The following is a 13,603-nucleotide window of genomic DNA, read 5'->3' on the forward strand; positions in this document are numbered from 1 at the left end:
TACCAGGGTATCTAATCCTGTTTGCTCCCCACGCTTTCGTGCATCAGCGTCAGTTGTAGCCCAGATGACCGCCTTCGCCACCGGTGTTCCTCCTAATATCTAAGAATTTCACCTCTACACTAGGAATTCCATCATCCCCTACTACACTCTAGATTAGTAGTTTTGAAAGCAATTCCGAGGTTAAGCCCCGGGCTTTCACTTCCAACTTACTAAACCGCCTACGCACTCTTTACGCCCAGTAATTCCGAACAACGCTAGCCCCCTCCGTCTTACCGCGGCTGCTGGCACGGAGTTAGCCGGGGCTTTTTCTGCAAGTAACGTCATTATCTTCCTTGCTAAAAGAGCTTTACAACCCTAAGGCCTTCATCACTCACTCGGTATTGCTGGATCAGGCTTTCGCCCATTGTCCAATATTCCCCACTGCTGCCTCCCGTAGGAGTCTGGGCCGTGTCTCAGTCCCAGTGTGGCTGATCATCCTCTCAGACCAGCTACAGATCGTCGGCTTGGTGAGCCATTACCTCACCAACTACCTAATCTGACGCGGGCTCATCCATCAGCGATAAATCTTTCCTCCGCAGAGAATATACGGTATTAGCTTTTATTTCTAAAAGTTATTCCGTACTGATGGGTAGATTCCCACGTGTTACTCACCCGTCTGCCACTAACTAATTGGAGCAAGCCCCAATTAGTCCGTTCGACTTGCATGTGTTAAGCATACCGATAGCGTTCGTTCTGAGCCAGGATCAAACTCTCAAGTTTGATTCTGTCAGTTTTACTTTAAAAATTGACAGGTTTAATTATCACTTTTGTGATATGTATATGTTTACTGTCACTATCTATATCTAATTATTTACTTTTAAAAACAGCTGCGACTTTTTTTCATTTATCGCTTTGGATAGACGTAGTTATATGCAATATAATCAGCTATGTCAACTACAATTTTGAAATTATTTTATTTTTGTTCTATATATCTAGATTTAGATCCTTCTTTAAACGGTTTATAATAATTACAAAACTTTAGTTAAAATCTAGTCTATATACTTCGCAGATGTCTATTACTCATTGATATAGTATTTATAAATAGCTATCTCAATCATAATTTTTCATGCTCATATAAAATATCATGAATAATTTGTAAATTCTTAACAGCATCCAAACCATCTAGTGGAGCAATTAAAGCTTTCCACAAAGCCCAACCTAGTGCTCTTGCCCAAGTATCATCATCTAATGCTAGCTGTTCTTTAAAAATTTCTCTTGCTTCATTTTGTAGAAAAGTCCAAATTTTTACCAAATCACAAGCAGAATCACCAATACCCATACCTCCAAAATCGCTTACTGCATTAAGCTTACCATTTTTTATAATAATATTACCACTTGCAAAATCACCATGAACCCATTACAGGTTTTTTATTCCACTGAGACTTTAATGCTTTTTCCCAAATAGTCTGATGCAATTCATTTAGAAATTTTGCTNGAAGCAATTAGAGATAAATTTAAGCTACTAGTATCAAAGCTATTTGCACTTTTTCCTTCAATCCATGTATATATTGACCAATTCCAAGGATAATGTTTTGAAGGTTTACCTCAAGCTCAAGGCTTAGGGATATGAAATGACAAGTTAGGTACTAATATTGGTAACCATTTGTGTTCTTTTGAAACCGCACTTACATATTTTGCTGCACTTGGTCATCTAATTAACATTTCATCGCCTAAATGAAAGGTTCTATTATCATGACCACTAAATTCAACCGGTTTGATAGGTAAATGAAACCATTTAGGGGATTGTTCTGCAATAAGCTCCTTTGCTAAAAACTCTGTGATTTCTACATTCATAACTTTGCTTTTTGTTTATGATTTGTGTTCATATTAGGTGATAAATAATTGATTCTAAATTTTCTTTAAGAACTGTATCCTCTAGTAAAATACTACATTTCCAAACGCTTAGCCTTTAAATCCAATTCTTTTAAATCAAATTTTATATCGATTATTGCTCCCTCTACTGCTCTGTTTGCTATATCTAGAATGCCACAATGTTCTTCGACTATTCTTTTAACTATAGCAAGCCCTACTCCCATACCTTTACTGCTGGTCGTAACATAGCTTTCGGTAGCTTTGCCTATTAGCTCAGGCGGGAATCCTTTACCGTTATCCGTTACAATAACGCTAATAAAATCGTCTTTAACATCTATAGTAACTTCTATTTTTCCGGATTCTCGTCCTTCTATTGACTCTTCTGCGTTTTTCAATAAATTGATCATAACTTGATTTATTTGGGTAGCATCACACATAAAATCACATTGTTCTACGTTAGACTCAAATTTATACAAAATATTATCATTAAGTAATTTACGTGCTTCAACAATATGTTTAACTAAATAAACTAATTCACTCTTCGTAAATTTAGGAGCAGGAAGACGTGCAAAAAGAACAAATTCGGATACTATATTTTTAATATCGTTAGTATGGCGAATAATCATTTTTAAATAATTTTCAAATTCTACCCTTTCCTTAATTTCAGGGCTAAATTTCTTCAGCAATCTTTCAGAAGCAAGTAAAATAGGAGTTAACGGATTCTTGATTTCATGGGCTACTTTTTTTGCAACATCCGACCAAGCCATAGCCCTCTGTGCTATAACTAAATCACGCTGCTGGCGAGAAAGCTGCTTAATCATTCTATTAAATGCCACATAAAGCGTGCCTATTTCGTCTTTATCTACTTCATTTTCAGGCACTTGTACCGTTAAATCGCCGTCTTTAACGTTATCGGTTGCAGTAACTAATTTTTTAATAGGTTTTACTATTTTAGCAGTAAATATAACCCCGAAACTTATAGCTACAAAAAGAAGTAATAAGGCAATAAAGATAAACATTATAGAGAACTTAATCTGTATATTATCTATTTCATTTTTAAGGCTATTATACTCGGCAGCTGCTCCGTTAGTTGCATCTACATGGTCGATAATTTTATTATCTACTAATCTACCAACTAATAAATACACATCATTATACTCTTTTAATTTAATCAGCATTCTTATTTTGGTTGGATCGGATTTTACTTCCACCAGTTCACCTAAATCCGCTTTTTTTATTAAATGTGCAGGGATAGTTGCAAATGATAATGAAAAACTTAAATAACTATTAGCTACTATAGTATTAGTAGATTTGTTTAAAACAATAGCCTCATCAAGCGAACGCATCTCTGCTTCAGTATTAAGTGTTTTAGTAAATAAAGCGGGATTGTGAATTAAATCATAATACATATCGCTTAAATCTTCAGCAACGGCTAAAGCCGTTTCTTTTAGCTGTAATTTATGCTCGGCAATATAAGATTCTGCAACTATCACGGATTGATCAAGAACCGTAGAAATCTTCTTATCAAACCAAGCTTGAACACTAAGATTAAAAAAATAAACAGAAAATACCGAAACAATTATAGTTGGAATAGCTGCAACTAAACTAAAGGCAATTACAATACGATTTTGTAATTTAGAACTATCGTTATTATTATTTTTAGTAAAAAATTTTTGAGTTAGTAAAACACCTAAAATTAAAAAAATTGCTAAATCAACTAATAAAAATCCAATAATCGTACTAAAATTCTTCGATTCTAAAGATATCACATAAAAAGTAGCACAAGCAAAAATAATAGCTGCTGTTGCTAAAGTAAAAATTAGTACTCTACTAGAAAAATAAGAATATAAATTGTGTTTAAGATAACTAAGCATAGATACTGTTTATATGACTATAACAGTTCTTTATAACATATAAAAAAAGCTAATTGAAAATATTTCAAGTTTTAAGTGCCTTATTGTCATTTCTGCAAAAGCAGGGTGTTGTTGCATTGATTGTTGTTATGTCATTCCCGCGAAAGCGGGAATCCAGTCAAATATATAAAAACTTGTTTTTTTATTATATTTATTTCATCAAATACATAAAATTTTGTATGGCTATTTTTTGGATTCCTGCTTTCGCAGGAATGACATCTTGAACGTTCACACATGGTCAAGCAACTAGATGACAATAAAAAAAGCTAGAAATATTAATATTTCTAGCTTTATATTTAGTATGAAAATTGTTTGAAATTTTATTCATCAAACATTTTTTTACGAGCAAATTTTCTCTGTCTTCTTGCTGCTTCTTGTGCTTTACGAACACGCTTTGCTGAAGGTGTTTCATAATAACGCTGTTCTTTCATCTTACGAAAATAAAGCTCTCTTTGTAGCTTTTTCTTAAAATTCTTAAGCGTATTATCACAATTACCGGCGTGAACATTTACTAGTATCACTAAAATTACTCTCCTTAAAAGATATTGTGGTTTATTGAACTATACCCTATAATTCAGTTATATGTCAAGGTTAAAAATATGAGCATTCAAGAAGAATACCATATCAAAAAAATAAGCTTCGTACAATCTTTATTAGAATTATTACCGTTTAATGAATGGAATAATAAACTACTCGAAGAAGCAGAAGAAAAATGCGGTTTTGCAAAAGGCTATAGCTTAATAGTTTTTCCAGAAGGTTTATCCGAAATAGTAGGATTCATGGAAGAGTATTTAGATAAAATTATGCTAGAAAGCTTAAAGAGAATAGCAGAACCATCAAAAATAAGAGAAAAAATATCTTTGGCCGTAAAGACTAGAGTCAAAACCGTACTTCCTATTATTCATAGTAAGAATGCCGCTTATTTTGCATTAAACCCAATACAAGGAATTGAAGTTGCATTCCGTAGTTGTGATGCTATTTGGCGTTATGCCGGTGATAAATCTCTTGATTTTAACTATTATACCAAAAGAAGCTTATTGCTCTCGGTTTATGTTTCATCTATTCTTTTTTATATCCAAGACGAATCGGAAAATTATATTGGAACCGATAAATTGATTGAGACTGCCGTAGAAAATATAGTAAAAACTTTCTCACAGATGAAAAAATTACTCGCCCCTTCAAAGATCCCCATAGTTAGAATGTTTACGTAGATATGCTTAATGGGTAATATTAACTCCATATCAAATATAAAAATGCTATTGAAACTTATAAATAAAGTTAATAATGAATTATATTTAATCACTTATCATAAGACTGTAAAAGAAGCTCAAACATTGTTTAAACAACATGGTCCTAAATCAGAATCATTTGTTGATGAATTTTTAAAACAGAAATATCAAGAAGCGAATAAAGAAAATTCTAAATTTTAACTTGTAACCCAATAATGTCTTCTCATAACAATAATTCTTGATTCTTCTTCCTTGATGGCTTTACTTGCGGAAGAAAAAGGACAAGAAAAAATTATCCGATATATACAGCAGACAAAGCTTGGGCTAGCTTACAATTAAGTTGCAATATTGTTTTGATTCGCTAATTCACATAATATGAAAACTCAATTTAAAAAAGAATGTTCTAATAAAGAACATGATAGAACATTAGTTAACAATCAAGTTATCCCTATAAGTTATTTCGGTGAAAATTCAAAAACACTAAAGATACTGTTCTCTGAATAATTTAGATATTCAAGAGAAGATAAATGATGACAAATATTATTCTTATAAAACAGAAAAGAAATATGTAGGTTTAAAAGCAATCGCCTATACCAAAGAACAACAATATTTAGAAAAAGAGCTTATGGAAGAAACTAAACAAATCGAACCGAAGCCAATATATACTTATCCACCTAGGAAAAAATTAAAAACTTATGATGATATTTCTTTAGCAAAACCAATTTACATACCCAACTATTAAATTATAACGTATGTATAAGGCAAATTAAGGGCTATGAGCCAATTTATAAAAAAGCACGGATAGAGAAAGAGATTCAAGTGAAAAATTTAACGAAGTGAAATATAATGGAGATATTAATAGTATAAAGATAACAATAAAGAATTTAATATTTAAAATCTGTGATTTGCTAGCTCTTATGAAAACTATTAATTTAGAGCAAAAACAAAAGCTCCTACTAAATTTAAGTAATAAAGTAGACAAGTGATGCTCAAGCACAGTGCCTTAGCAATTTAACAAAATATACTAGAGTTAAAGTAATGTTTAAATATTTAAATGAAGAGTGGCAGTATTTAGGGTACGAAGCACAAATATTATCCGGCTTATGAAACTGAAACGATAGGTAGTAACTAATAGTGAAATGAATTGAGTTAGACAAAATTTCTATATCATCTTTTAATCTGTAATACACCTTATTACTTTCTTAAATACCTTAAAAATTCTTGTATTATGACCTCTCTTGCATATAATGAAGATATGTTTAAAAATAATTTCTAAAATAATGACAAATACCAAATATTATCCTGAAGTTAGCTCGAATGCTGATTTTGCAGGCTTAGAGCAAGAGATACTAAAATTTTGGCAAGACAATAATATATTTCAAAAATCTATTGATGATAGAAACGGCGAGTCAGAATTTATTTTTTATGACGGCCCGCCTTTTGCAAACGGTTTGCCGCATTACGGTCATTTGCTTACCGGCTTTATTAAAGACGTATATGCTAGATACCAAACCGTAAAAGGTAAGAAAGTCGAGCGTCGCTTTGGTTGGGACTGTCACGGTCTTCCTGCTGAAATGCAATCAGAGCAAGAACTTGGCATTTCAGGACGTCTTGCAATAGCTAATTTTGGTATAGAGAAGTTTAATGCACATTGCAGAGCTTCGGTAATGAAATATGCTAATGATTGGGAAGAATATGTAACTCGTCAAGCAAGATGGGTGGATTTTAAAAATTCTTATAAAACGATGGATAAGAATTTTATGGAATCCGTACTTTGGGCATTTAAGGAGTTATATAATAAAGGGTTATTGTATGAATCTATGCGGGTAATGCCTTATTCTTGGGCATGCGAAACACCGCTTTCTAATTTTGAAACAAGACTTGATAATTCTTATCGTGAGCGAGCCGATAAAGCTGTAACGGTGAGTTTTGTACTATCTCATCCCGTGGCTACGACCACAGGATCTTTTAAAGAATACCGTATACTCGCTTGGACAACAACACCTTGGACATTGCCGTCAAATTTAGCCTTAGCAGTCGGTAGTGATATAGATTATGCATTAGTCCCTAAAAATGATGTTTGTTATATAATAGCTGCCTATTCCGTCTCTAAATATGCTAAAGAATTAGGACTTAGCGGTGAAGAAAATTTTGAGGTAATTAAAGGCTCAGAACTTCAAGGATTGAACTATAAATCTTTATTCGACTATTTCGAGAATCATCCAAACAGCTTCAAGATATTTGCAGGCGATTTCGTGGTTGAGGGTGACGGCACGGGAGTCGTACATATGGCTCCAGGCTTTGGTGAAGATGACCAAATACTTTGTGAATCGAAAGGTATTGAGCTTGTTTGTCCTGTTGACAATAGCGGTAAATTCACTAAAGAAATTCCTGATTTAGAGGGCTTACAAGTATTTGATGCAAATGACAAAATAATAATCAAACTGAAAGAGCAAGGAAATTGGCTAAAAACCGAGCAGTATATTCATAATTATCCTCATTGCTGGCGAACAGATACGCCTCTTATATATAAGGCTGTTCCGTCATGGTACGTAAAGGTTACGCAATTTAAAGATAGAATGGTAGAGTTAAATCAGCAAATTAACTGGATACCTTTCCATGTTAAAGATAATTTATTTGGTAAGTGGCTTGAAAATGCCCGTGATTGGTCGATAAGCCGTAATAGATTCTGGGGAACGCCGCTGCCTGTATGGAAGTCCGATGATCCAAAATATCCACGCATAGACGTTTACGGCTCTATAGAGGAATTAGAGAAAGATTTTGGTGTTAAAGTTACTGATTTACATCGTCCGTTTATCGATGAACTGACAAGACCAAATCCCGACGATCCAACCGGTAAATCAACAATGCGTAGAATAGAAGACGTGTTTGATTGCTGGTTTGAAAGTGGTTCAATGCCATATGGGCAAGCCCATTACCCTTTTGAAAATAAAGAGTGGTTTGAGGATCATTTTCCGGCTGACTTTATAGTTGAGTATTCAGCTCAAACACGCGGATGGTTTTATACTTTAATGGTGCTATCTACCGCTTTATTTGATCGCCCACCGTTTTTAAATTGTATATGCCACGGCGTAATTTTAGACTCTACAGGTCAAAAACTTTCAAAGCGTCTTAATAACTACGCCGATCCGCTGGAGCTATTTGATAAATACGGCTCTGACGCTTTAAGAGTTACGATGTTATCTTCAAACGTTGTTAAAGGTCATGAACTATTAATTGATAAAGACGGCAAAATGGTATTTGATACGCTTCGTCTATTTATCAAACCTATATGGAATGCTTACCATTTCTTTACGATGTATGCTAATGCCGATTCACTTAAAGGCAAGCTTAATTTTAGCTCTAAAAACGTACTTGATGTTTATATATTATCTAAGCTTAAAATAGCCGTACAAAAAATTGAAGAGAGCTTAGATAATTTCGATACGCAAACCGCTTATCATGCAGTTTCAGAATTTTTTGAAGTTTTGAATAACTGGTATATAAGACGAAGCCGAGCTAGATTTTGGAAAAGCGAAAAAGATACAGATAAGCAAAATGCTTATAATACTCTATATTCATGTTTAGACACCATGGCTATTGCGATGTCGGCACTAGTGCCTATGATTTCGGAAGCGATATATAAGGGATTACGTCATTGTGAGGAGCGTAACGACAGGACACTCTCAGGAAAATCAAACGTCATTACGAGGAAAGACACAAGTCTTGACAAAGCAATTTCAGGAGTATCTCATAAGATTGCCACGGCACTTTCAGTGCCTTGCAATGACGCGATTAGCGTACATCTCTGCAACTACCCTACTCTCTCAGACTTTGAAATAAATCACGAGCTGGTTGCTACTATGGATAACGTGCTTGATATTTGCAGTAATAGCCTATTTATCCGAAGCACTGAAAATATCAGGGTAAGGCAGCCACTTGCTAGCATAGCTATTATCAGTAAACATAATAACAACCTCAAAGATTTTGAAGATTTAATTAAAGATGAAATTAATGTTAAGGCGGTAATTTATCGTGACGATCTAGAGAATTACGCAAGCAAAAAACTATCGATTAATTTCCCAATGCTTGGTAAACGTTTGCCGCATAAAATGAAAGAGATTATAGCCGCTTCTAAAAAAGGTAAGTGGGAAGCTATCACAGGCGGTTTAGCTATATGCGGTGAAACCTTAAATAGTGACGAATATAAGCTAATTTTAGAGCCGTATTCACATATCAAAGGAGCAGCAAGTTTTGAGAATAATAGTAGCTTGTTAATACTTAATTTAGAGCTAACAGCTGAGTTAATAGAAGAAGGATACGCAAGAGACATTGTACGCTTTATACAACAGGCTCGAAAAGATGCCGATTTCTCTATCACTGACAGGATTTTAATTGAGATAATAAGCGAGTTTAATTTATCTAAGATAATTGATAATTATGGAGACTTTATTAAAGAACAAACTTTAGGCGAGTTTGCTAAAAATTTCATGCCTGATTATGTAAGTAAAGTAGAATTAGCAAACCATCAAATACAACTTAAAGTTAAGAAATCGTAAATTAACTTAAAAACAATAATGCACAAGCTGAATATTTACTTAATCATCTTACGTTTGAATCTAATCCCAGCCTAATACAAGCAATACACAATAAAAGTTTAATTTTAGTAAAGTATTTTGTAGAAGAAAAAGGAGTGAATGTAAATTTTAGTCATTATGGTTCTAATACACTAAATGTTACTGCCGGTTTGGAAGAAACTGACAAAATAGACATTACATGTGATCTTTTAATAAAAGGAGTAACTTATTTAAATACAACCTTAGAAGAAGCAGCACAAGGTGGTCAAAATGTAAACGATCTTCATAAGCAAATCTTTTTTAAAGCAATCAACGAAAATAAGCTTGAAGTAATTAAAAAATTTGTTGAAATATACGGCTTTGATATTAATACTGAATATCGTTTAACACACCATTAAGTACCGCAAATTTAAAAAATAGAAAAGAAATGGCAAAGTATCTTTTATATAAAAATGCTAATCTAGATCTAGCTCTAGAAGTAGCAATAATATACGGTAATTTAAATGCGGTAAAAACATTTATTAGATGCAGGGGTAACGATTAACAACAATACAGATGTATCACCTTTAATGCTTGCATCAGAGTATGGTCAGGTCACAATAGTAAAATATTTACTTAAACACGGTAACTATAATGTTAAAGGATGGGAAAAAGATAACTTACATAGCGATGTATCGTGTCAACTTACTCAAATCACTGAGATTTCTACATTGTGTGAAAAAGCTAATAATCCTAACCATCAATACATATTAGAGATGATATGAAAAACACGTATATCATCACATTATGACAGATATAAGAATTTATCATCAGAACAAATAAAGCAAAAATTTTCTAAATTCAAAAAACAACTATCTAAAGATTTACAAAATTTCACAGAAATTAAAGCACTGTTAGAAGATTATTCTAGCGGGAAAAAAATTCCAATAAATACAAATACTGTAGTAGAAGACGAGGGCTATGTTTCTGATTTTAAGGTTGAAACTGAACAACCTAACACAGGCTCTAGGTTAGAACATACTCCTTCTAAATCAGGTATATTTGGCACTTTTGCCCTTGAGGGACTTGATGAAGAAACGTCTTTAGGCGGTGATATAAAAATATTTGATTCTGAGCTTTAATAATGTCATTCCTACGATAAGATTGCTTCATTGCCTGCTCTTATGTCATTCCTGCATAGACGTTGTTGCGTGGGCCAGTTTCCTAATTGTTACCCTGTGGCTTGTCCATAGGGTCTCGTTAAAAATACTAATAATATTAGTATTTTTCAACTAGATTACTTAATCAAAACTTATAATTTTCCTCACAATGACGACAAAACCTCTTACACATTTGTTAGATACATATATATTACCACGAAACATGAGAATCATATTTCATGGTAATATATACTTTTTTATAAAAAAATCTAATTAAAATACGGAGGAAGCATGGCTCATCCAAATCTTACGGAAGGAAATAATTATTTTAGGAATGAGAAATTATAAAGAAGCTATAGACATGTATAGTAAAATACACAAAAGCTCTAATTATTATCAAGAAGCACAATATTATTTAGGAGAGTGTTACTTTAATCAAGAAGAATTTACAGAAGCTGGGTATATAATAAGGTCAACAAAAATCATTATCTATTTGAAAAAGCTAGCTCAAATATTTCAGTTATTGAGAAAAATTTTGACTTAATTAATTCTAAATAAATGAATATAGTAAACCGATCTCCATTTTGTACTTCGTTGTTCGTTGTCTTGCCTATTAATATATAGGCTCTACCCTTACGTTTGTCATAAAATGGAGCTGAGTTTACTATAGTAGTGAATTATAAGCGAAAGACAATATATTAGGTTCTGTGAAGGAAAATTAAATTAATCTATTTTTGCTCTTCTTTGCTGCAAATTATAAGATTGTTTTGAAATAGGAACAACTATTACTGCAAACATCTTATTAATTTTCACTAAAAAATATCTGAAAATATAAATAATGGAATTATCCTTTACAGAATCTAATATATCAAGCAAATTCTAATAATACCTGCCCTCTTATAACATTATCCTTTTCATTAACAAAAATTTTAGCTATTTTCCCATCTCTTTCGGCAAGAATCAGGTTTTCCATTTTCATAGCAGTTAAAATCATAATTTCTTGTCCTGCCGTCACTTCCTGCCCTTCTTTCACCTTTATTGCAGCAATCTGACCGCTTAGAGGAGCTTGTAGTTCAGAGCTTTCTTCCACCACTACTTTTGAGACCATCAACGCTTCAAGTTCTGAGATACGAGGAGAGCGTACAAAGGCTTTTACGCTAATACCGGCATGCGATAATAAATAACCGGTTCTGATATTCTCAATTTTCACATTTGTCTTTTTACCGTTAATTATAGCCGTAAAAAGTTCATTACCTAAATTCCAGTTACTACGAATATATATTCTATCGCTTTCGTGACGTATATTATAGCCGTTTTCAACAGGTGTAATTAATACGGGAAATAGTTTATCATCGATAGTTACTACCCACCTTGTACCTATTTTGTTAGCCTGATTATTAATATTACCGGAAATTAAAGAAGCACGTCTTTGCTCTGATATATAAATAAAAATAGCCGTTGCTAAAAATACGGTAGTTACTTCTGAAGTTAGACTAGCTCCGGAAAAACCGTCAGGATATTCTTCTTGAATAAAGGCAGTAGAAATATCGCCGCTCACAAAGCGTGGATGTAGCATTACCGCTTCTAAGAAACTGATATTATGAGCAATACCGTTAATTATATAAGAACTCAAAGCAGAATGCATGAGCTCAATTGCCTGCTCTCTTGTTTCACCGTAAGTACATAATTTTGCAATCATTGAGTCATAAAACATACTTACTTCGCCGCCAAGCCCAATCCCTGTATCTATACGGATATTAGGACTCTTTGCAGGTTCGGAATAAGCTATAATTCTACCGCTAGAAGGTAAGAAACCTCGGCTTGGGTTTTCGGCACAAATTCGTGATTCAAATGCCCAACCTTTTAATTTTACGTCATCTTGTGTAAATGATAATTTCTCGCCAGCTGCGATTTGTATCATCTCTTCAACGATATCTATACCGGTAATTAGCTCAGTAACAGGATGCTCGACTTGCAACCTAGTATTCATCTCTAAAAAATAGAAATTTTTATTGCTATCTACTATAAACTCAACGGTACCGGCCGAATAATATCCCACTTTTTGAGATAAGGATATTACCTGCCGATACATTTCTTGCCTTATATCTTCAGTAATAAAAGAACTTGGTGCTTCTTCGATTACTTTTTGATGGTGACGCTGTATTGAACATTCCCGCTCTCCGAGACATACACTATTGCCGTATTGATCGGCAATCAGCTGAATTTCGATATGACGGGGAGTTTGAATTAACTTCTCAATAAATAATCTATCGTCACTAAAACTATTGGCTGCTTCAAGCTTTGCCGACTCAAAAGCATTGGCCATTTCAGCGGGATTATTCACTACTCTCATACCACGCCCACCGCCACCGGCAGCTGCTTTTACTATTACCGGAAAACCAATCTCTTTAGCAATATCTATAGCTTGTTTAACATCGTTTATAGTTCCCATATAACCTGGCACGGTGCTAACTCCGGCTTCTATCGCTATCTTTTTTGCTTCGATTTTATCGCCCATTTTTTTAATAGTTCCAGCACTCGGTCCTATTAAAACAACACCTTCTCTTTTAAGAATATTGGCAAAATTTGGATTTTCTGATAAAAAACCGTAACCTGGATGTACTGCACTTGCGCCACTTTCACGAATCGCCGAAATAATATTTTTAATAGATAAATAACTTTCCGTTGCAGGGGAATCACCTATATAATAAGCCTCATCTGCATGCTGCACATACATTGAGTTTGTATCTGCTTCAGAATATACTGCAACCGACTTTATCCCCATCTTTTTTAAGGTACGTATTATCCTAACGGCGATCTCACTACGATTAGCAATTAAAATTTTATCAAATAACGGTTTATTCATAGTTTTTTATATCCTAATGTCACCCCGT

At 33.6% G+C, this 13,603-nt stretch carries 13 protein-coding genes and 1 rRNA gene (1 of these 14 only partly in view); 8 read left to right on the top strand and 6 right to left on the bottom strand.

The window, feature by feature from the left end:
* The 5 genes from BG75_RS05140 to rpsU all read right to left on the bottom strand — a co-directional run.
* Window positions 1–759 (bottom strand): 16S ribosomal RNA (locus BG75_RS05140) (it extends 737 nt beyond the left edge of the window).
* Between the two features lie 334 nt (window positions 760–1,093).
* Window positions 1,094–1,366, bottom strand: coding sequence for an aminoglycoside phosphotransferase (locus tag BG75_RS05145; RefSeq protein WP_368072231.1), 273 nt, complete (start codon window positions 1,364–1,366; stop codon window positions 1,094–1,096).
* Window positions 1,367–1,686: 320 nt separating this feature from the next.
* Window positions 1,687–1,833, bottom strand: a complete 147-nt coding sequence (locus BG75_RS08785) for a hypothetical protein (protein ID WP_012151101.1) — start codon at window positions 1,831–1,833, stop codon at window positions 1,687–1,689.
* 92 nt (window positions 1,834–1,925) lie between these two features.
* Window positions 1,926–3,725, bottom strand: coding sequence for a sensor histidine kinase NtrY-like (locus BG75_RS05150; protein WP_062811671.1), 1,800 nt, complete (start codon window positions 3,723–3,725; stop codon window positions 1,926–1,928).
* A 359-nt stretch (window positions 3,726–4,084) separates the two neighbouring features.
* Window positions 4,085–4,285 carry a 30S ribosomal protein S21 gene (rpsU, locus tag BG75_RS05155; protein ID WP_012148483.1) on the bottom strand — a complete coding sequence of 67 codons (201 nt, stop codon included), beginning with the start codon at window positions 4,283–4,285 and terminating at the stop codon, window positions 4,085–4,087.
* 78 nt (window positions 4,286–4,363) lie between these two features.
* On the opposite strand from rpsU, the gene BG75_RS05160 reads away from it, so the two are divergent.
* From BG75_RS05160 to BG75_RS05185, 8 genes are all read left to right on the top strand, one after another.
* Window positions 4,364–4,975: a COQ9 family protein gene (locus tag BG75_RS05160; protein WP_062811672.1), complete on the top strand. Its 612-nt coding sequence runs from the start codon at window positions 4,364–4,366 to the stop codon at window positions 4,973–4,975.
* Between the two features lie 9 nt (window positions 4,976–4,984).
* The gene (locus BG75_RS05165; RefSeq protein ID WP_062811673.1) at window positions 4,985–5,194 is read left to right on the top strand and encodes a hypothetical protein; all 210 of its coding nucleotides are present in this window, start codon (window positions 4,985–4,987) and stop codon (window positions 5,192–5,194) included.
* 174 nt (window positions 5,195–5,368) lie between these two features.
* Window positions 5,369–5,497 (top strand): hypothetical protein, encoded by a 129-nt coding sequence (locus BG75_RS10390; RefSeq protein WP_014362393.1) that lies wholly within the window; start codon window positions 5,369–5,371, stop codon window positions 5,495–5,497.
* Between the two features lie 776 nt (window positions 5,498–6,273).
* Window positions 6,274–9,552: an isoleucine--tRNA ligase gene (gene ileS, locus BG75_RS05170; RefSeq protein WP_062811894.1), complete on the top strand. Its 3,279-nt coding sequence runs from the start codon at window positions 6,274–6,276 to the stop codon at window positions 9,550–9,552.
* Between the two features lie 134 nt (window positions 9,553–9,686).
* The gene (locus BG75_RS09100) at window positions 9,687–9,968 is read left to right on the top strand and encodes a hypothetical protein (RefSeq protein ID WP_062811674.1); all 282 of its coding nucleotides are present in this window, start codon (window positions 9,687–9,689) and stop codon (window positions 9,966–9,968) included.
* A complete protein-coding gene (locus BG75_RS10685) occupies window positions 9,947–10,114 on the top strand; it encodes a hypothetical protein (protein WP_368072232.1) in 168 nt (55 codons plus the stop codon). The genes BG75_RS09100 and BG75_RS10685 overlap by 22 nt, the downstream gene beginning before the upstream one ends.
* A 25-nt stretch (window positions 10,115–10,139) precedes the next feature.
* Window positions 10,140–10,334, top strand: coding sequence for a hypothetical protein (locus tag BG75_RS05180; RefSeq protein WP_062811675.1), 195 nt, complete (start codon window positions 10,140–10,142; stop codon window positions 10,332–10,334).
* Between the two features lie 736 nt (window positions 10,335–11,070).
* On the top strand, window positions 11,071–11,253 hold the full coding sequence (locus tag BG75_RS05185; RefSeq protein WP_252903740.1) for a hypothetical protein: 183 nt from the start codon (window positions 11,071–11,073) through the stop codon (window positions 11,251–11,253).
* 324 nt (window positions 11,254–11,577) lie between these two features.
* On the opposite strand, the gene BG75_RS05190 is transcribed toward BG75_RS05185, so the two are convergent.
* Window positions 11,578–13,575 (bottom strand): acetyl/propionyl/methylcrotonyl-CoA carboxylase subunit alpha, encoded by a 1,998-nt coding sequence (locus tag BG75_RS05190; protein ID WP_012151112.1) that lies wholly within the window; start codon window positions 13,573–13,575, stop codon window positions 11,578–11,580.
* Between the last annotated feature and the right edge of the window lie 28 nt (window positions 13,576–13,603).

This window comes from Rickettsia endosymbiont of Proechinophthirus fluctus (genome assembly GCF_001602635.1).
Lineage (GTDB): Bacteria > Pseudomonadota > Alphaproteobacteria > Rickettsiales > Rickettsiaceae > Rickettsia > Rickettsia rickettsii.

Bases quoted from the DNA above. Each gene is read 5' to 3' on its own strand.
- BG75_RS08785 (WP_012151101.1), bottom strand. From the start codon at position 1,833: ATGAATGTAGAAATCACAGAGTTTTTAGCAAAGGAGCTTATTGCAGAA.
- BG75_RS05150 (WP_062811671.1), bottom strand. From the start codon at position 3,725: ATGCTTAGTTATCTTAAACACAATTTATATTCTTATTTTTCTAGTAGA.
- BG75_RS05160 (WP_062811672.1), top strand. From the start codon at position 4,364: ATGAGCATTCAAGAAGAATACCATATCAAAAAAATAAGCTTCGTACAA.
- BG75_RS05165 (WP_062811673.1), top strand. From the start codon at position 4,985: ATGGGTAATATTAACTCCATATCAAATATAAAAATGCTATTGAAACTT.
- BG75_RS10390 (WP_014362393.1), top strand. From the start codon at position 5,369: ATGAAAACTCAATTTAAAAAAGAATGTTCTAATAAAGAACATGATAGA.
- ileS (WP_062811894.1), top strand. From the start codon at position 6,274: ATGACAAATACCAAATATTATCCTGAAGTTAGCTCGAATGCTGATTTT.
- BG75_RS05180 (WP_062811675.1), top strand. From the start codon at position 10,140: ATGCTTGCATCAGAGTATGGTCAGGTCACAATAGTAAAATATTTACTT.
- BG75_RS05185 (WP_252903740.1), top strand. From the start codon at position 11,071: ATGTATAGTAAAATACACAAAAGCTCTAATTATTATCAAGAAGCACAA.
- BG75_RS05190 (WP_012151112.1), bottom strand. From the start codon at position 13,575: ATGAATAAACCGTTATTTGATAAAATTTTAATTGCTAATCGTAGTGAG.